At 73.8% G+C, this 19,261-nt stretch carries 12 protein-coding genes; 6 read left to right on the forward strand and 6 right to left on the reverse strand.

Translation table 11 applies throughout. From position 1 onward, the window contains the following. Positions 1-63: 63 nt before the first annotated feature. From NLX85_RS07390 to mfd, 3 genes are all read right to left on the reverse strand, one after another. Positions 64-1,050 carry a nucleoside triphosphate pyrophosphohydrolase gene (locus NLX85_RS07390; RefSeq protein ID WP_254332612.1) on the reverse strand — a complete coding sequence of 329 codons (987 nt, stop codon included), beginning with the start codon at positions 1,048-1,050 and terminating at the stop codon, positions 64-66. A 2-nt stretch (positions 1,051-1,052) separates the two neighbouring features. Beyond that, positions 1,053-1,805: a hypothetical protein gene (locus NLX85_RS07395; protein WP_254332614.1), complete on the reverse strand. Its 753-nt coding sequence runs from the start codon at positions 1,803-1,805 to the stop codon at positions 1,053-1,055. Positions 1,806-1,900: 95 nt separating this feature from the next. After that, positions 1,901-5,557 carry a transcription-repair coupling factor gene (gene mfd, locus NLX85_RS07400; protein ID WP_254332616.1) on the reverse strand — a complete coding sequence of 1,219 codons (3,657 nt, stop codon included), beginning with the start codon at positions 5,555-5,557 and terminating at the stop codon, positions 1,901-1,903. Between the two features lie 167 nt (positions 5,558-5,724). Between mfd and NLX85_RS07405 the strand changes: the two genes are divergently transcribed. Beyond that, positions 5,725-6,636: a cyclase family protein gene (locus tag NLX85_RS07405; RefSeq protein ID WP_254332618.1), complete on the forward strand. Its 912-nt coding sequence runs from the start codon at positions 5,725-5,727 to the stop codon at positions 6,634-6,636. 45 nt (positions 6,637-6,681) lie between these two features. Here the strand turns inward: NLX85_RS07405 and NLX85_RS07410 are convergent, their stop codons facing one another. After that, the gene (locus NLX85_RS07410) at positions 6,682-7,281 is read right to left on the reverse strand and encodes a PadR family transcriptional regulator (protein WP_254332620.1); all 600 of its coding nucleotides are present in this window, start codon (positions 7,279-7,281) and stop codon (positions 6,682-6,684) included. A gap of 105 nt (positions 7,282-7,386) precedes the next feature. On the opposite strand from NLX85_RS07410, the gene NLX85_RS07415 reads away from it, so the two are divergent. After that, the gene (locus NLX85_RS07415; protein WP_254332622.1) at positions 7,387-8,577 is read left to right on the forward strand and encodes an FAD-dependent monooxygenase; all 1,191 of its coding nucleotides are present in this window, start codon (positions 7,387-7,389) and stop codon (positions 8,575-8,577) included. Here the strand turns inward: NLX85_RS07415 and NLX85_RS07420 are convergent. Continuing rightward, positions 8,571-9,611: a S66 peptidase family protein gene (locus NLX85_RS07420; protein ID WP_254332624.1), complete on the reverse strand. Its 1,041-nt coding sequence runs from the start codon at positions 9,609-9,611 to the stop codon at positions 8,571-8,573. The two genes, NLX85_RS07415 and NLX85_RS07420, sit on opposite strands and share 7 nt — an antisense overlap. Positions 9,612-9,695: 84 nt before the next feature. Between NLX85_RS07420 and NLX85_RS07425 the strand changes: the two genes are divergently transcribed. Both NLX85_RS07425 and ppc read left to right on the forward strand, forming a co-directional pair. Beyond that, a complete protein-coding gene (locus NLX85_RS07425; RefSeq protein ID WP_254332626.1) occupies positions 9,696-10,748 on the forward strand; it encodes a hypothetical protein in 1,053 nt (350 codons plus the stop codon). A 123-nt stretch (positions 10,749-10,871) separates the two neighbouring features. Further along, on the forward strand, positions 10,872-13,658 hold the full coding sequence (gene ppc / locus NLX85_RS07430; RefSeq protein WP_254332628.1) for a phosphoenolpyruvate carboxylase: 2,787 nt from the start codon (positions 10,872-10,874) through the stop codon (positions 13,656-13,658). Positions 13,659-13,721: 63 nt separating this feature from the next. Here ppc and NLX85_RS07435 read toward each other — a convergent pair whose 3' ends face one another. Continuing rightward, positions 13,722-14,570 (reverse strand): hypothetical protein, encoded by an 849-nt coding sequence (locus NLX85_RS07435; RefSeq protein ID WP_254332635.1) that lies wholly within the window; start codon positions 14,568-14,570, stop codon positions 13,722-13,724. Between the two features lie 55 nt (positions 14,571-14,625). Here NLX85_RS07435 and NLX85_RS07440 point away from each other — a divergent pair, with 55 nt between their 5' ends. Together NLX85_RS07440 and NLX85_RS07445 are read left to right on the forward strand one after the other, a co-directional pair. After that, positions 14,626-15,804: a DNA recombination protein RmuC gene (locus tag NLX85_RS07440; RefSeq protein WP_254333693.1), complete on the forward strand. Its 1,179-nt coding sequence runs from the start codon at positions 14,626-14,628 to the stop codon at positions 15,802-15,804. Between the two features lie 145 nt (positions 15,805-15,949). Next, positions 15,950-19,252 carry a S8 family serine peptidase gene (locus tag NLX85_RS07445; RefSeq protein WP_254332637.1) on the forward strand — a complete coding sequence of 1,101 codons (3,303 nt, stop codon included), beginning with the start codon at positions 15,950-15,952 and terminating at the stop codon, positions 19,250-19,252. Positions 19,253-19,261: the final 9 nt, after the last annotated feature.

Consider the following 19,261-nt stretch of genomic DNA (forward strand, 5'->3'; position numbering starts at 1 on the left):
CGACGACCCTACCGATCTCCGCCGACGTTTCCGGCGCCGCCGACGCGGGCGCGGCCCGTCCGGTCAGCCGGTCCGGTCCCCGGCGGCGCGTTCGGCGTCGCGGACGGCCTCCGCGTACGCCAGGGTGGCGCGGCGGAGGGCGGCCTCGGGGTCGATGCCGGCCTGTCTCGCGGCGGCGACCGTGGCCAGGAGGCCGGCGCCGAGTCGCGCCTCGGGGTCGACCTGGGACTCCGCCAGCGGTGGCGGGACGGCCAGGCCGATGCGACCGGCACGGTCCAGGATCTTCGCGGCCAGCGCGAGCGCGGGCTGGCTCAACGCGATGCCGTCCAGCACCGACTCGCGGGTCTTCTCGGCCCGCTTGATCCGCTCCCAGTTCGCCTCGATCTCCTCGATCGAGCCGGCCTGCGCACCGGAGAAGACGTGCGGGTTGCGGCGGACCATCTTGTCGACGAGGCCGCCGGCCACGTCGTCGACCGTCCAGCGCCTGCCCTCCGGCAGGTCCTCGGCCAGCCGGGCGTGCAGCAGCACCTGGAGCAGCACGTCGCCCAGCTCCTCGCGGAGCGCGTCGGTGTCGTCGGCGCTGATCGCGTCGTACGCCTCGTAGCACTCCTCCAGCAGGAAGCCGGCCAGGCTGCGGTGGGTCTGCGCCCGCTTCCACGGGTCACCGCCCGGGGAGGCCAGCCGGTCCATCACCTCGACCGCGTCCAGCAGCCGGGCCCCCGGCGGGTCCCAGGACCCGTACATGAGCTCCAGCTCGGCGAGCCCCGGTTGGCGGGCCAGCCGCAGCCCCAGCTCGCGGGCGAGCGCCTCGTCGCCGGCCGGGCCGGCCAGCCAGACCGCGCTGCCGTGCGCGGCCGCCGCGTCGAGCAACGCCTGCGTGCCCTCGGTCACCACGCTGACCTCGGCGCCCGTCGACCGGACCGCCGTGGCCAGCTCGCTCTCCGCGCCGGTCAGCACCGGCGCGGAGCGTACGACGTCCCAGGCGGCCGCGGTCAGCAGGCCGGCCGGCAGCCGGGGCGAGGTGACCAGCAGGACGATGCGCGCGGTCATGCTCAGGGCGCCACCGACGCGCTCGGCTCGGCCGTGCCCGGCTCGGTCGACTCGGGCTCCGGCGTGGAGATCTCGGTGACCGCGGAGCCGGGCTCGCCCAGCGGCACGGAGACCGCGGCCACGTCGCCCTTGAAGCTGAGCAGCGGGAAGAGCAGCGGGCGGTAGCGCGGGTTCACCGAGACGTCGTAGTCGCCGATCGCGTCGGCGAGCACCTTCCGGGTGGCCAGCGCGGACCGGAGCTGCGCACCGTCGAGCTGGCCGGCGGCGTCCGCGTCGCTGACGTCCGGCGGGATGGCGCCGGCGGAGCGGCCCGCCGCGATCACGGTCGCCAGCTCCTCCTGGGTGGGAGCGGCCTGCTCTCCGGCCGGCACCCCGGACAGGCAGGTGTAGAACTCGGCGACCCGCTGCGGGTAGACGGCGTCGGCCGGCAGGCCCGTCTGCTGGGCGACCTGCGCCGCGCTGACCTGCCCCTGCGGCTGGTAGCCCTTGTCGGCGGAGAGGTCGCGGCACACGTCCAGCAGAACCAGGCTGGCCACCACCTGGTCCCGGCCCGGCAGCATGGCCGAGGCCTGCTGCGCGGTGGCCGGCGAGGCGGCGAGGCCGTCCCGCATCTCGTCGAGGATCGAGGTGACCTGGTCCTCGGTGACCCGGTGGTCACCGATGTAGGCGGCGACCCCGGGCTCGGTACGGCAACCGGTGAGGGCGACGAGGCCGACCGCCACGCTGGCGACGGCGACAAGACGGCGAGCACGCATGACGGCCACTCTCTCACGGCCGGCGGCCGGCTGTGACGCCGCCCACCTCACCGCGCCCCCGACCCGGCCGGCTGCGCCGCGACCGGCTCGCTGTGTCACCTTCCGCTCGCCACTGCGGGGCTGGCAGAACCGGCCAGCTCCTCGGGCTCGCCGAGCACATCCTTGAGGAGCTGCGCGCACCACTCCAGCAGCGCCTGGTCGCGCAGCGGCTCGCCGCCGACCCGGCGGGTGCTCGGCCGGGGCACGCTGACCTGGTCGAGCGCCTGCTTGTAGACCGAGTCCGGGTGGTAGCGCTTGAGGCGGAGCTGCTTCGAGTCGGGCAGCGGCAGCGGGCCGAACCGGATGTGCTTGCCCTGCATCGACACGTCGGTGAGGCCGTACCGCCGGGCCAGCAGCCGGAACCGGGCCACCGCGACCAGGTTCTGCACCGGCGCGGGCGGCTCGCCGTAGCGGTCCGTCATCTCGGCGACCACCTCGCGCAGCCGCTCGGAGTCGCGGGCCTCGGCCAGCTTGCGGTACATCTCCAGGCGCAGCCGCTCCACGCCGACGTAGTCGTGCGGCAGGTGCGCGTCGATCGGGAGATCCACCTTGACCTCGGTCTCCTCCTCCGCGTGCTCACCCTTGAACGCGGAGACCGCCTCGCCGACCATCCGGACGTAGAGGTCGAAGCCGACGCCCTCGATGTGCCCGGACTGCTCGCCGCCGAGCAGGTTGCCGGCGCCCCGGATCTCCAGGTCCTTCATGGCCACGTACATGCCGGCGCCCAGCTCGGTGTGCTGGGCGATGGTGGCCAACCGCTCGTGCGCGTTCTCGGTGAGCGGCTTGTCCGGCGGGTAGAGGAAGTAGGCGTACGCCCGCTCCCGGCCCCGGCCGACCCGGCCGCGGATCTGGTGCAGCTGCGCCAGGCCGAGCAGGTCGGCCCGCTCGACGATGAGGGTGTTGGCGTTGGGGATGTCGATGCCGGACTCCACGATCGTGGTGCAGACCAGGACGTCGAACTCCTTCTCCCAGAAGCCGACCATCACCTTCTCCAGCGCTTCCTCGCCCATCTGGCCGTGCGCCACGGCGACCCGGGCCTCCGGCACCAGCTCGCGGATCCGGCGGGCCGCCTTGTCGATCGACTCGACCCGGTTGTGCAGGTAGAAGACCTGCCCGTCGCGGAGCAGCTCGCGATGGATCGAGGCGGCCACCTGTCGGTCGTCGTACGCCCCCACGAAGGTCAGCACCGGGTGCCGCTCCTCCGGCGGGGTGGCGATGGTGGACATCTCCCGGATGCCGGTGATCGCCATCTCCAGGGTGCGCGGGATCGGGGTGGCCGACATGGCCAGCACGTCGACCGAGGCGCGCAGCGTCTTCAGGTGCTCCTTGTGCTCGACGCCGAAGCGCTGCTCCTCGTCGATGATGACCAGCCCGAGCTGCTTGAACCGGGTGGCCGACTGGAGCAGCCGGTGGGTGCCGATGACGACGTCGACGGTGCCGTCGGCCACCATCTCCAGGGTCCGCTCGGTCTCCTTCGGCGTCTGGAACCGGGAGAGCTGCCGGATGGTGATCGGGAACTGGCTCATCCGCTCGGCGAACGTGTTGTAGTGCTGCTGCACCAGCAGGGTGGTGGGCACCAGCACGGCCACCTGCTTGCCGTCCTGCACCGCCTTGAACGCCGCCCGGACCGCGATCTCGGTCTTGCCGTAGCCGACGTCGCCGCAGATCAGCCGGTCCATCGGGACGGTCTGCTCCATGTCCCGCTTGACCTCTTCGATGGCGGCGAGCTGGTCGGGCGTCTCCTGCCAGGGGAACGCGTCCTCCAGCTCCCGCTGCCACGGGGTGTCCGGGCCGAACGAGTGCCCCTTGGACGCCTTGCGGGCGGCGTAGAGCTGGATGAGCTGCGCGGCGATCTCGCGGACCGCCTTGCGGGCCCGGGCCTTCGACTTCTGCCAGTCCGAGCCGCCCATCTTGTGCAGGGTGGGCTGCTCGCCGCCGACGTAGCGGGACAGCTGGTCGAGCTGGTCGGTGGGGACGAAGAGGCGGTCGCCGGGCTGGCCGCGCTTGCTCGGCGCGTACTCGATGACCAGGTATTCCCGGCTCGCGCCGTTGACCGTGCGCTGGACCAGCTCGACGTACCGGCCGATGCCGTGCTGCTCGTGCACCACGTGGTCGCCGGCCTTCAGCTCCAGCGGGTCGATGGTGTTGCGCCGCCGGCTCGGCATCTTGCGCATGTCGCGGGTGGAGGTGCCCCGGCCGCCGGTGACGTCGTTGCCGGTGAGCAGCACGAACCGGGACGCCTCGTCGACGAAGCCGGCGGTCAGGCAGCCGCAGGAGACCAGCACGTCGCCGGGGGTGGGCGCGGCCGGCACCTCCTCGGTGAGCCGGGCGCCGAGGCCGGCGTCGCGGAGCACCTCGACGGCCCGCTGGGCGGGGCCGTGCCCCTCGAAGACCAGCGCGATCGACCAGCCCTCGCCGGCCCAGCGCTTGAGGTCGTCGACCACCCGGGCGGTCTCGCCGTGGTAGAGCGGTGCGGGCTGGGCGGCCAGGGTCACGGCGATGGCGTCGTCCGGGGTGACGTCGACCTCGGTGGGCTCGTCCTCCCAGGGCTGCCGGGCGGGCGCGGCCTCGGCCTCGACCAGGCCGAACGGGGCGAGCGTCCACCAGGGCTGGCGCAGGGCGCGGGCGGTCGTGCGTACGTCGGCGAGGGTCTTGAAGGCGGCGGCGCCGAGGTCGACCGGGGCCTGGCCCCCGACGGCGGCCGCGGCCCAGCTGGCCTGGAGGAACTCGTCGGAGGTACGCACCAGGTCGTGCGCCCGGGTGCGGATCCGCTCGGGGTCGCAGAGCAGCACGTGGGTCCCGGCCGGCATGCAGTCGACCAGCAGCTCCAGGCTGTCGCTGCCGAGCAGTGCGGGGACCAGGGACTCCATCCCCTCGACCGGGATGCCCTCGGCCAGCTTGTCGAGGATCTCGGCCAGCTCGGGGTGCTCCTGCGCGAGCGCGGCGGCCCGCTTGCGCACGCCCGGGGTGAGCAGCAGCTCGCGGCAGGGCGGCGCCCAGAGCTGCGGCACGCCCTCGATGGTGCGCTGGTCGGCGACGGCGAAGGTGCGGATCTCCTCCACCTCGTCGCCCCAGAACTCGACCCGGGACGGGTGCTCGTCGGTGGGCGGGAAGACGTCGAGGATGCCGCCGCGCACGGCGAACTCGCCGCGCTTGGTGACCAGGTCGACCCGGGCGTACGCCATGTCGGTGAGCCGGCGGGCGACCTCCTCCAGGTCCGCCTCGTCGCCGGCGGCGAGCTGCACCGGCTCCAGGTCGCCGAGCCCCTTGAGCTGCGGCTGGAGCAGGGAGCGGACGGGCGCCACGACGACCCGCAGCGGGCCGGTGCGGCCGTGCGCGTCGGCCGAGCCGGGGTGGGCCAGCCGGCGCAGCACGGCCAGCCGCCGCCCGACGGTGTCGGAACGGGGCGAGAGCCGCTCGTGCGGCAGCGTCTCCCAGGACGGGAAGACCGCCACCTGCTCCGGGGGCAGCAGGCTGCCGAGGGCGGCGGCGAGGTCGTCGGCCTCGCGGGTGGTGGCCGTCACGGCCAGCACGGGACGACCCGCGCCGCCGGCCGGCTCGTCGGCCGCGACGGCGGCGACGGCGAACGGGCGCAGCGCGGCCGGGGCGGTGAGGTCGAGGCCGTCGACCTGGGCGGCACCGGAGCGCGCCAGGTCACGCGCCCGGGCCAGCCCGGGGTCGGCCAGGGCGGCGGAGAAGAGGCCGGTGAGCATCTGTGATCACTTCCAGGAGGTCGGCGCACGGCGACGACCCCGCGTCCGGTGCGGACGGGGGGTGGCACCGTTCGAGACTATCTCCCTGCCCGGACATTCCGGGCCTCAGCCGCGCGCCCTGAGATCGATCTTGACGGGTTCGCGTCCGGCGTGGTGCGGTGGGTCGCATGACGGGTGAGTACCGGGCGGTCTTCGACGCCGAGGTGATCTTCGCGAACGGCGGCGGACTGCGCACCGACGGGTTCCGGCTGGACATCCCGGGCCCGGAGATCACCGACGACGAGCTTGCCGCGCTCCTCGTCCGGCACCTCGGGCTGCTGATGGTCGGCGAGGTGCGGATCACCAACCGGACGGTCGTCGAGGAGCCGCACAAGGGCGGTCGCGGGGTGGCCGCCCCGGCGGCCGGCGGGCGGCGGCTCGTCGAGCTGAGCCACGTCATCACCGACGGCATGGTCACTTTGCCCGGCTGGCAGCCGCCCCGGGTCACCGACTGGCTGACCCGCGAGGCCTCCCGCGAGCGGTACGCGCCGGGCGTCGAGTTCCACGTGGCGCAGATCGACATGATCGCCAACACCGGCACCTACGTGGACACGCCGGCGCACCGCTGGGCGGACGGCCCCGACCTGACCGGCATCCCGCTGGACCGCCTCGCCGACCTGCCCGGGCTGGTGGTCCGGGTGCCGGCCGGCACCCGGGCGGTGGACCGCCTCATGCTGGCCCCGTACGAGGTGGCCGGCCGTGCGGTGCTGCTGCACACCGGCTGGGACACCCACTTCGGCACCGACCGGTACGCCGGCCCCGACGCGCCGTACCTGACGGCCGACGGCGCGGACTGGCTGGTCGAGGCGGGGGCGGCGCTGGTCGGCATCGACTCGATCAACATCGACGACATGACCCCGGCGGCGGCCGGCGAGCGCCCGGCGCACAGCGCCCTGCTCGCCGCCGGGGTGCCGATCGTCGAGCACCTGACCAACCTGGCCGCCCTGCCCCCGGAGGGGTTCCGGTTCACGGCCGCCCCGCCGCGGGTCGCCGGCATGGGCACCTTCCCGGTCCGCGCCTTCGCCTCCGTCGCCGGCTGACCTCGGCCGGCCACGGGCCGCGCGGCTCCGACCGCTCGCCGGCGTTCAGGCCGGATCGGCGTCGGCTGGCGGGGGTGCGGGCGCCGACCAGGTGAGCCGGCCGGCACGCAGGTCCTCGACGACCGACCGCAACCACCGCTCCTCGGCGGCGGCGATCGCGTCCAGGTGCTCGTCCTCGAGGTGGAAGACCCGGGGCAGGTCGGCGTGCGCGGCCAGCGCGGCGGCCCGCTCCTGCCGGGCCTGCCCGATCCGGTCGGCACGCCGTTCCAGCAGCTCCGCCGCCTCCGCCGGGCTGATCATCGCGAGGTGTGACAGGGCCGCCGGGAACTGCGGGAACTCCTGCTTCGGCTCGACCAGCATCGCCCTCAGCCAGGTGCGCGCGACCCGCCGCCCGGCGTCGGTCAACTCGTAGACGGTGCGTTCCGGGTACGCCTGGTCCCGGCCGGTCTCCCGCACCGCGATCAGCCCGTCGGCGTGCAGCCGCTCGATGGTCCGGTAGAGGCTCGCCCGCTGCCCCACGTTGACCACCTGGTCCTTGCCCCACTGCTTGATGAGCCGCTGCACCCCGTACGGGTGCAGCGGTTCGTGGTGCAGCAGGGCCAGCACGGTCAGGGCGAGCGGTGAGCTCCGGGCAGCGGCGTCCATGCCGATGATTCTAGAGCCATCAGAACTAGTTGACACGGACTAGTTTCACTGAAACTATTCACCTTGGAACGCGACGGAAGTTCCGCGGCGGGAAGGAGCGAGGAGATGGGCACGGTACGGACGGCAGTGGTGATCGGCGGCGGCATCGGCGGCACGGTCACCGCCATGGCACTGGCCCGGGCGGGCATCGAGGCGACGGTGCACGAGGCGTACCCGGGCGGGGCGGACGGCGTCGGCGCGATGCTGAGCCTCGCCCCGAACGGCCTGGCGGCGCTGCGCATCGTCGGGGCCGAGGAGGCGGTCCGGGCGGCCGGCCACCCGGTCCCCGGTGTGGTCATGGCCGACGGCGCGGGAAACCGGCTCAGCGAGTTCCACGGCTTCCCCGGGCTGCCCGCCACCCACGTGATGGCCCGCGCCGACCTGTACCGGGCGCTGACCGAGCAGGCGCTCGCCCAGGGCGTGAAGATCGAATACGGCCGGCGCCTCGTCGGGGCCGAGGAGGATCACGACGGCGTCACCGCGGTCTTCGCCGACGGCAGCACCGCCCACGCGGACGTGCTGATCGGCGCCGACGGCATCCGCTCCACGGTCCGGACGCTGATCGACCCGACCGCGCCCGGGCCCGAGTACGCCGGCGTGCTCGGCTTCGGCGGGCTGGTCACCGGGGACGTGGCAACGACCGAGGACGTGGCACCCGCCGAGCCGGGCACCATGTACTTCGCCTTCGGCAGCTCGTTCATCGGCTGGTGGCGGCTGCCCGACGGGCAGGTCTGCTGGTTCGCCAGCATCCCCCGCACCGAGCCGCTCACCTGGGCGGAGGTCCAGCGGATCCCGGCGGAGCAGTGGCTGGCGCGGCTGCGCGAGCGCTACGCGGACCACGTCCCCGGGGAGCGGCTGCTGGCCCACACCGCGCCGGACACGCTGATGGCCACCGGGCCCATGGAGCGGATGCCGTCCGTGCCGCACTGGCACCGGGGTCGCCTGGTCCTCGTCGGCGACGCGGTCCACGCGCCCTCGTCCAGCTCCGGCCAGGGCGCCTCGCTCGCCATCGAGAGCGCCGTCGAGCTGGCCCGCTGCCTACGCGACCTGCCGGATCACGCCGCCGCGTTCGGGGCGTACGAGCGGCTGCGCCGGAGCCGGGTGGAGCTGATCGGCGGCAACGCGGCCGCCACGAACCGGGCCAAGGCCGGCCAGGCGGGCGGGCGACCCGCCATGCCGACCCCGGAGCAGATGTTCGGCCCCGTCCACCGCCACCACATCGACTGGCACGCCACGGCGCCCGGCGAGGTTCAGTAGCGCACCGAGATCCGGCGCTCGACCGCGTCGACCCGGATCTCCCCGCCGTACGGGATGATCAGCTGCGGGTCGGTGTGGCCGAGGTCGACGTCGAAGACCACCACGGGGTCGTCGGCGTACGGGGCGAGGGCCCGGAGGATCGCCTCCCGCTGCGCCTCGCCCCAGGCCAGCCGCTCGTCCAGGGTGTGCGGCTTCTCGAAGTCCCACGCCTTGGGCCGGCCGACCACGATGGCCGGGAAGCCCGCGAGCAGCCCGCGCTCGCCCAGGTTGCGCACGATCCGGAAGACCTCCTGGGCGCCGGGCAGCTCGTTGGAGGTCTCGACGACGAGCACGGACCCGGCCAGCTCGGCCGCCGAGGGCACCCGGTCGGTGGCCATCAGCCAGTGGATGATCTCCAGGCAACCACCCCAGGTGCGGCCCTGGACCACCCGGGCCGGCCCGTGCCAGCGCCAGCCCTCACCGGGGAACATCACCGGCTCGTCGGCGAGGGTCGCCGGGTCCCGCCAGTCGCGCGGCTCATCGCCCCACTCCGGTGCCGGGGTCAGGTCGTACCAGCCGGAGGTGAACAGCGCGGCCCGCAGCGAGTCGAAGGTGAGCGGGTGCGGCGCGCCGGACCGGCCGAGGTGCACGAGAACCGATCCGCCGTGATAGGCCACGATGCCCAGCCGGTAGAGGTGGTTGAGCACGTTGGTGTTGTCCGAGTAGCCGAAGTACGGCTTCGGGTTGGCCCGCAGCACCGCGTCGTCGAGGAACGGGGTGACCGTGATCAGGTCGTCCCCGCCGACCGTGGCGAGCACGGCGGTGACGCTCGGGTCGGCGAAGGCGGCGGTCAGGTCACGCGCCCGGTCGCGCGGGTCGGCCCCCATCCGCCGGGTGGTCGGGTACTCCACCGGCTCCAGCCCGAACTCCTCGCGGAGCCGGCGCAGGCCCAGCTCGTACACGTGGGGGAAGAGGCCCGGCAGGCCGGCGGAGGGCGAGACGACCGCGACCCGGTCGCCCGGCTCCGGCTTCTGGGGGTAGTGGGGCAGCGCCATGATCCGAAGCTATCGGGCCGCGCCAGCGAATTCCGCCGGAAGAAACCGCCCGGGTCGGGCATATGCGGGCAATAGGCTGAGCGCGTGGACGAGGCGCAGCGGAACCTTCCGGTACGCGACTGGCTACCCCGAACGGCGGCGCTGCTGCTCGGCACGCTCGCCCTGGCCACCGCGTTCATCGCCGCCTACGTCGGCGCGCTGCACCAGCCCACCCCGCGCGACGTGCCGGTCGGCGTGGTCCTCGGCGACCAGCGCGCCCAGGCCGTCATGGCCGCCGTGCGCCAGCGCACCGACAAGATCGAACCCATCGAGTACGACGACCCGGGCGCCGCCGACGACGGCCTCACCAGCCGCGAGGTGTACGGGGTGCTCACCTCCGGCCCGGACAACGGGTTGCGCCTGACCACCGCCACCGCCTCCGCCCCGGCCGCAGCCGAACTGGTGACCCAGGTGCTCGGGCAGGCCGCCCAGCAGGCGAACCTGCCGATCCAGGTCACCGACGAGGTGCCGGTCGAGTCGACCGACCCGCGCGGCCTGGTCCCCTTCTACCTGGCGGTCGGCTACGTGCTCGGCGGCTACCTGGCCTCCACCGCGCTGGGCCTGCGGACCGGCACCGCCCCGGTCAGCCTGCCCCGGGCCGGGCTGCGGGTCGCCGCCCTGGCGGTCTACTCCGTCGTGCTGGGGATCGTCGGCGCCACGGTCGTCGGCCCGGTGCTCGACGTCTGGCACCACGACATCCCCGCGGTCGCGGCGGTCGGGGCGCTGGCGGTCTTCGCCGCCGCCATGGTGGCCAGCGCCGTGCAGGCGTGGCTCGGGCTGCTCGGCACCGGCATCGTGATCCTGCTGCTGGTGGTGCTCGGCAACCCCGGCTCGGGCGGCATCTACGCCCCGGAGTTCCTGCCGGCCTGGCTGCGCGGGATGCACCGGTGGAACGTGCCCGGCCTGGCCACCGACCTGATCAAGTCGGCGGTCTACTTCGACCGCCGCTCGACGGGTTGGGCGCTGTCCGGGCTCACCCTCTGGGCCCTGCTCGGGATCCTCGGTCTGGTCACGGCGACGGCCTTCCGGGCGCACCGCCGGGCCGCCCGGGCACGCGCCCGCCCCGACACCACCGGCGCGCCGGCCGCCCATGGCTGAGCCCGCCGCCCCGTCCCAGAGTGCAGATCATCACGCGGTCCCCCTCCTGCCGCCGGGGCTCGCGCGGATACCATCCAGAGAGTCGGACAGCGCTGTCCTTCGTACTCGCGTAAGGAGCGCACCGTGACCGACCAGCACGACCACGACGGCCCCGACGCCGCTCTCCGGGCCGACATCCGCCGCCTCGGCACGCTGCTCGGGCAGACCCTCGCCCGGCAGGAGGGGCGGCCGCTGCTCGACCTCGTCGAGGAAATCCGCGCCCAGGTCCGCTCCGACCCGCCGGCCGCCGCCCAACGCCTCGGCGGGCTCGACGTCACCACCGGCACCAAGCTGGCCCGGGCCTTCTCCACCTACTTCCACCTGGCCAACATCACCGAGCAGGTGCACCGGGCCCGCGACCTGCGCCGGCGGCGGGCCACCCACGGCGGCTGGCTGGACCAGGCCGCCAAGATGATCGCCGAGCGCGGGGTGCCGGCCGAGGAGATCGCGGCCGCGGCCCGCCGGCTCGCGGTACGCCCGGTCTTCACCGCCCACCCCACCGAGGCGGCCCGCCGGTCCATCCTGTCCAAGCTGCGCGCGGTCGCCGACGAGCTGGACGCCGAGACCGCCAACGCCATCCTCTACGGCGCCAGCGACGAGGGCCCGGCCAACCGGCGCCTGGCCGAGCTGCTCGACCTCATGTGGCAGACCGACGAGCTGCGGCTGGACCGGCCGGACCCGACCGACGAGGCGCGCAACGCCATCTACTACCTGCGCGACCTGCACGCCGAGGCCGCCCCGCAGGTCCTCGACGACCTCGCCGACACGCTGCGCACCCTCGGCGTGGAGACCTCGCCGACCGCCCGCCCGCTGACGTTCGGCACCTGGATCGGCGGCGACCGGGACGGCAATCCGTTCGTCACCCCGGCGGTCACCCGCGAGGTGCTGCGCATCCAGCACGAGCACGGCATCGAGGCCACCGAGAAGGCGATGGACGAGCTGATCAACGAGGTCAGCGTCTCCCGCCGGCTGCGCGCGGTCTCCCTCGACCTCTCCGCCAGCCTCGCCACCGACCTGGACGCGCTGCCCGAGGTGGCGCCCCGGTTCCGCCGGGTCAACGCCGAGGAGCCCTACCGGCTCAAGGCGCGCTGCGTGAAGGCCAAGCTGGCCAACACCCGGGAGCGGCTGCGCGCCGGCACCCCGCACGTGCCGGGGCGGGACTACCGCGGCTCGGCCGAGCTGATCGCCGACCTGGAGCTGCTGCGCGCCTCGCTGGCCCGCAACTCCGGGCAGCTCACCGCCGTGGGCCGGCTCGCCTCGACCATCCGTACCGTCTCGGCGTTCGGGCTGCACCTGGCCACCATGGACGTCCGGGAGCACGCCGAGAAGCACCACGAGGTGCTCGCCCAGCTCTACGCGGCCGTCGGCGAGGTGTCCGACTACCCGTCGCTGACCCGGCTGGAGCGCACCAAGCTGCTCGCCGACGAGCTGGCCGGCCGCCGGCCGCTCTCCACCCAGGACAGCCCGCTCACCGAGTCGGCGCAGAAGACGTTCGACGTGTTCGGGGCGATCCGCGAGGCGCAGGACCGGTTCGGCGCCGAGGTGATCGAGTCCTACATCATCTCGATGACCCTCGGCGTGGACGACGTGCTCGCCGCGGTCGTGCTCGCCCGCGAGGCCGGCCTGGTCGACGTGCACAGCGGCCGGGCCCGGATCGGCATCGTGCCGCTGCTGGAGACCCCGGCCGAGCTGAACGCCGGCGGCGAACTGCTCGACGAGCTGCTGTCCCTGCCGGCCTACCGGGCGCTCGTGGCGGCCCGCGGCGACGTGCAGGAGGTGATGCTGGGCTACTCCGACTCGAACAAGGAGGCGGGCATCACCACGAGCCAGTGGTCCATCCACCGGGCCCAGCGGGCGCTGCGGGACGTGGCCGCCCGGCACGGCGTACACCTGCGGCTCTTCCACGGCCGGGGTGGCACGGTCGGCCGGGGTGGCGGCCCCACCCACGACGCCATCCTGGCCCAGCCGTACGGCACGCTCGACGGCGCGATCAAGGTGACCGAGCAGGGCGAGGTCATCTCCGACAAGTACACGCTGCCCGCGCTGGCCCGGGAGAACCTGGAGCTGACCGTGGCGGCCGTGCTCCAGGCGACGCTGCTGCACACCGCGCCCCGGCAGCCGGCCGAGATGCTGGAGCGCTGGGACGCGACCATGGACGTGGTCTCCGAGTCGGCCTTCCGGCGCTACCGGTCCCTGGTCGAGGACCCGGACCTGCCGGCCTACTTCTGGGCCTCCACCCCGACCGAGCTGCTCGGCGCGCTGAACATCGGTTCCCGGCCAGCGAAGCGGCCGAACACCGGCGCCGGGCTGGCCGGGCTGCGGGCCATCCCGTGGGTGTTCGGCTGGACGCAGACCCGGCAGATCGTGCCCGGGTGGTTCGGCGTGGGCTCCGGGCTGGCCGCCGCGCGGACGGCCGGGCTGGCGGACGTGCTCGCCGAGATGAACCGGAACTGGCACTTCTTCCGCACGTTCCTGTCGAACGTCGAGATGATGCTGACCAAGACCGACCTGAGCATCGCCCGGCGCTACGTGGAGACCCTGGTCCCGAAGAAGCTGCACCCGATCTTCGAGAAGATCGAGCAGGAGTACGAGCTGACCAAGCAGGAGGTGCTGGCGGTTTCCGCCTCGCCGGCCCTGCTGGACAACTCGCCCGTGCTCCAGCGCACCCTGGCCGTGCGGGACACCTACCTGGAACCGCTGCACCACCTCCAGGTGGCCCTGCTGCGCCAGTACCGGGACTCCGGCGCCGCGGGCCGCGCGGTGGCCACCGCGCCGGGCGGCCGCCGCGCCCCGAACGACGGCACGGCGCTGGAGCGGGCCCTGCTCACCACGGTCAACGGCATCGCCGCCGGCATGCGCAACACCGGCTGACCCCGGTTGACGAGGAAGGCCCCGGTCGCGCCGACCGGGGCCTTCGTCATCCGCGCGGGCGGGCTACCAGTCGCCGCCGCCGAAGTCCCCGCCGCCGAAGTCGCCTCCACCGAAGTCGCCGCCGAAGTCCCCGCCGCCATAGCCGCCGGAGTAGTCGCCCTGGCCACCGAAGTCCTGGCCGGCGAAGTCCTGCCCCTGGTCGCCGAAGTCCTGGCCCTGGTCGCCGTAGTCCTGGCCCTGGTCCTGGCCCTGGTCCTGGCCGTCGTTGAAGCCCTCCTGGTAGCCGGCCTCGTAGCCGTAGCCCGGGTCGGCGAAGGCGGGCGAGAAGAGCGCGTCGGCGATCAGGATGCCGCCGAGCACGCCGGCCCCGGTGCCGAGCGCCGTCTTCCACCAGGGGGTCGAGTACCAGCCGGCCGGCACCGGCCGGCCCTGCCAGTTTCCGCCCGGATAGTAGTAGGGCGTCTGGTTTCCCGGCTGGGGTCCGGCCCGGTAGGTCTGCCCCTGCACGTTGACCTCGCGCTCCTTGGTGAGCATCCCCGCGCCGCGGGCGGCGGCCAGCGGCGGCAGCTCCGGGCCCGGGTCGATGCCCATGGCGGTACGCGCCGCCCGGATGTACGCCAGCCCCTCCAGCGCGGTCTCCCGGGCCAGCGCGAACTGGTGCGGGGTGCGGGCCTGCTCCAGCTGGGAACCGGCCGCGTTGTACCGCTCACCCGCGTCGGCCAGCGCCTGACGGACGGCCGGGGCGTCACCGTGCAGGTTCATCAACTGCCCGCCGAGCCGCTCGTACCAGCGCTGCGCCTCAGCGCGCGCGTCGGCCAGCTCGGTGGCCCGCCGGGACCTGCTCCCCCACCGCCAGAACACGAGCGCACCTCCGAGCATCAGGATCAGGACCACCCACAGGGCAACCTCCATGACCTCGAACGTACCCAGCGGGCGCACGTCGTACCCGTTTGGCAAGCTCTTCGGCATGAGCTTCTCGACGCTGGCCGTGGTGGTGCTCTGCCTCGCCGCGGGCGGCGCGGTGGGCTGGCTGGCCGCCCGGTCCCGCTCGGCGGCCGACATCGCCCGGCTGGAGGCGACGCTGGCCGCCACCCGGGAGGGCGAAGGGCGGCTGGAGCAGTCCATGCGGGCGCTCAGCTACGAGGCGACCGCGCAGTCCCAGGAGGCGGTGGCCCGGGCCGTGGCCCCGCTGCACGACACCCTTCGCCGCTACGAGCAGCGGGTCGCCGAGCTGGAGCGCGACCGGGTCGACGCCTACGCCGAGCTGCGCGAGCAGGTGCGGTCGATGAGCGCGGTCTCCGGCGAGCTGCGCACCGAGACCAAGCAGCTCGTGGCGGCGCTGCGCGCCCCGCAGGTGCGCGGCCGGTGGGGCGAGCACCAGCTGCGCCGGATCGTCGAGGCGGCCGGCATGCTGGAGCACTGCGACTTCAGCGAGCAGGTCACGGCGGCCACCGACCACCAGGGGGTCCGCCCCGACCTGGTGGTCCGGCTGCACGGCGGCCGCACGGTGGTGGTCGACGCCAAGGCGCCCTTCGACGCCTACCTGACCGCCATGGAGGCGCGCGACGAGCGGGGGCGGGACACCCACCTCGACGCGCACGCGCGGCACCTGCGGGCGCACGTCGACGGGCTCGCCGCCAAGACCTACTGGGCGGCGTTCGACCAGACCCCGGAGTTCGTGGTGCTGTTCGTGCCGGCCGACCCGTTCCTCGACGTGGCGTTGCAACGCGACCCGTCGCTGCTGGAGCACGCCTTCGCCCGCAACGTCGTGCTGGCCACGCCGGCCACCCTGGTGGCGCTGCTGCGGACGGTGGCCTACTCCTGGCGGCAGGAGGCGCTGGCCCGCAACGCGGCCACCGTCCACTCGCTGGCCCGCGAACTCTACGGGCGGCTGTCCACCCTGGGCGATCACGTCAGCAAGCTCGGCGGCGCGCTGGGCGGGGCGGTGACGGCCTACAACCGGGCGGTCGGCTCGCTGGAGGCGCGGGTGCTGGTCAGCGCCCGCAAGCTGGCCGAGCTGGGCGTCTCCGACCAGGAGCTGGTCGCCCCCGCACAGGTCGAGCTGGCACCCCGCCAGCCGCAGGCGCCGGAGCTGGTGGAGGGGATGTCCACAGCGGCCGAACGACCGGCGCGCATCGACGGTTGACGCGCAACGTGACGACGACGGCCGATCCGAGTCACGGAGTGGTCACAACCTACTTCGGAGTAGTGACACCGGCAGGGCCAGACCGAAGGATCACGGTCACGTGTGCCCTGTTTCTGTAGGGCCCTGTTCTCTGGAGGAAGAGAACGTGAGTCAACCCCGCAACCGGAGCCGGCGTACCTCCGCCGCGCTCTTCGCCTCGGTCCTGGCGGCCGGCGCCATGACCGTCGGGGGTGGCGCCGCGACCGCGAGCGCAGCCCCCGCCGCCGCCCCCGACGTCCCGCAGCCGACCGCTGCGAAGACGCTGGGCGCCCACGACGCCAAGCTCCTGGACGAGGCGGAGGCGAAGCACGCTCCGACCGTCACCCTGATCATCGCCGCAAAGAAGGGCTCGGCCAAGAAGGTCGCCGACGGGCTTGCCGGCCTGGGCGCCTCCGTGAGCCAGCGCTACGACCAGGTCGGCTACCTGCTGGCCAAGGTCCCCACCGCGAAGGTCCTCAAAGCCGCGACGCTCCCCGGCGTCTCCGCCGTCGACCTCGACGAGACCATCAAGCTCCCCGACCCGACCCCCGAGGCCGCCCCGGCCGGCGCGAAGACCGCCGCGCAGGGCGAGACCCTGGCCGGCCCGGGCGGCGACACGGGCCCGGTCAACCCGTACATGCCGACCAACGAGACCGGCGCGGAGGCCTTCAAGGCCGCGCACCCGGAGTGGGACGGCCGCGGCGTCACCATCGGCATCATGGACTCCGGGGTGGACCTGGACCAGCCGGCGCTGCAGAAGACCACCACGGGCGAGCGCAAGATCGTCGACTGGGTCACCGCGACCGACCCGCTCGAGGACGCCTCCTGGCGCGCCATGGCCACCGACGTGGCCGGCCCCTCGTTCACCACCACGCTGGGCACCTGGACCGCGCCGGCCGGCTCGTACAAGTTCAACGTCTTCCGCGAGAACGTCACCGCGGGCAGCGACGCGCGGGGCGACGTCAACCGCGACAATGACACCAGCGACTTCTGGGGCATCCTCTACAACCCGGCCAACGGCGACGTCCGGGTCGACGCCAACCAGAACAACGACTTCACCGACGACGAGCCGATGCGGCCGTACAAGGAGAAGTTCCAGGTCGGCCACTTCGGCACGGACAACCCGGCCACCGCGGTGCGCGAGCAGATCCCGTTCGTGGTCGAGTACCGCAAGAACGTGGACATCGCGCCGGCCGACGGCCAGGCCGGCCCGTACTACGACTTCGTCAACATCGGCATCATCGAGAGCACCCACGGCACCCACGTCGCCGGCATCACCGCCGCCAACGACATGCTGGGCAACAGCGCCTTCGACGGCGCCGCCCCGGGCGCCAAGCTGGTCTCCGCCCGGGCCTGCTCGTGGGGCGGCGGCTGCACCGCGGCCGCGCTCACCACCGGCATGGTGGACCTGGTGGTCAACCGCAAGGTCGACGTCATCAACATGTCGATCGGCGGCCTGCCGGCGCTGAACGACGGCGCCAACGCCCGCTCCGAGCTCTACAACAGCCTCATCAGCACGTACGGCGTGCAGATGTTCATCTCGGCCGGCAACTCCGGTCCGGGCCTGAACACCGTCGGCGACCCCTCGGTGGCCGGCAACGTCGTCAGCGTGGCCGCGAACGTCAGCAAGGACACCTGGCTGGCCAACTACGGCTCGGTGGTCCGCAAGGAGAACGCGCTGTTCAACTTCTCCTCGCGCGGCCCGCGTGAGGACGGCGGCTTCAAGCCCAACATCTCCGCCCCCGGCTCGGCCATCTCCACCGCGCCGACCTGGCAGCCCGGCAACCCGGTCCCCGAGGCCGGCTACCCGCTGCCCCCGGGCTACCAGATGCTGAACGGCACCTCGATGGCCTCGCCGCAGGCCACCGGCGCCGCCGCGCTGCTGCTCTCGGCCGCCAAGGCGACCGACACGGCGGTCACCCCGGCCGCGCTGCGCCGGGCCGTCTACACCTCGGCCAAGCCGATCGCGGGTGTCCCGACGTACGCCCAGGGCTACGGCATGTTCAACGTGCCGGGCGCGTGGAACCTGCTCGCCGCGGGCGTGCAGACCCGCGGCTACACCTCCTCGGCGCCGGTCTGCACCGAGCTGTCGGCCAACCTGACCCGGTACAACCCGGCCACCGGCGGCTTCGAGCCGACCCCGAACGTGGGCACCGGCATCTACAACCGCTGCGCGGCCGGCGAGGGCGGGCAGAAGGTCAAGGAGAGCCGCTACTACGAGGTCAAGCTGACCCGCACCAGCGGCCCGAACAAGGGCCTCCAGCACACCGTCGCCTTCCGCGGCAACGACGGCACCTTCTCGGCCCCCGCGGTCGTGTGGCTCCCGCTGAACAAGACCGTCACCGTCAAGGTGAAGGCCAAGCCGCTGACCGCCGGCGCGCACGGCGCGATCATGACCGTCGACGACCCGGCCACCTCGGTGGTCGACTTCGAGGTCGCCACCGTCGTGGTCGCCTCGGCCGCGGTCTCCGCACCGGCCTACTCGTTCTCCACCGAGGGCTCGGTCGAGCGGAACGGCTTCACCTCGTACTTCGTGACGGTCCCGGAGGGCGCGGGCGCGCTCCAGGTCAACCTCTCCGGCATCGCCACCGGCTCGCAGACCCGGTTCATCGCCTTCAACCCGTACGGCGTGCCGGTCGAGAGCACCGCGAGCACCGGCTGCTACACCAACTTCTCCGACGCCGCCGCCTGCAAGCCGCAGGAGCGGGACTACCAGAACCCGCTGCCGGGCGTCTGGGAGATCGAGGTGGAGGCCCGGCGTACGTCGCCGACGCTGGACAACCCCTTCCAGCTCCAGGCACGGGTGCAGGGCGTCAAGGTCGAGCCGGCCGTGGTCGAGCTGCCGTCGGTGACCGCCGGCGCCCCGACCGAGGTGAGCTGGGGCCTGACCAACGTCTTCGGCCCGGTCCAGGTGACCGGCGTCGGCGGCCCGCTGGCCAGCGTGCACGCCGAGCGGCCGAGCATCGCCCAGGGCGCCCGCCAGGAGTACACGGTGGACGTCCCGGCGGGCGCCACCTCGTTCACCGCGCGGATCGGCAACCCGTCCGACCTGAGCGCCGACCTGGACCTGTCGGTCTTCCTCGGCGCGACCCGGGTGGGCCAGTCGGCCGACGGTGACTCGGAGGAGGCGGTCACCCTGACCAGCCCGGCCGCCGGCACCTACCGGGTGGTCGTGGACGGCTACGCGATGAGCGACCCGACCACCGCGTACGACTACCGCGACTCGTTCGCCGCCCCGGCGCTGGGTTCGCTCTCGGCCCCGAGCACCCCGCTGGCCCTGGCCAACGGCGCCACCGCCACCCTGACCGGCACGGTGACCGCCCAGGCCACCCCGGCCGCCGGCCGGGAGCTCTACGGCGACCTGGCCGTCACCACCACCGAGGGCGCGGTCGTCGGCCGCGGCTCGGTGGAGGTGGGTGCGGTCAGCTGACCCGCTGAC

Source organism: Micromonospora sp. A3M-1-15, assembly GCF_024213425.1.
GTDB classification, from domain to species: Bacteria; Actinomycetota; Actinomycetes; order Mycobacteriales; family Micromonosporaceae; genus Micromonospora; species Micromonospora chersina.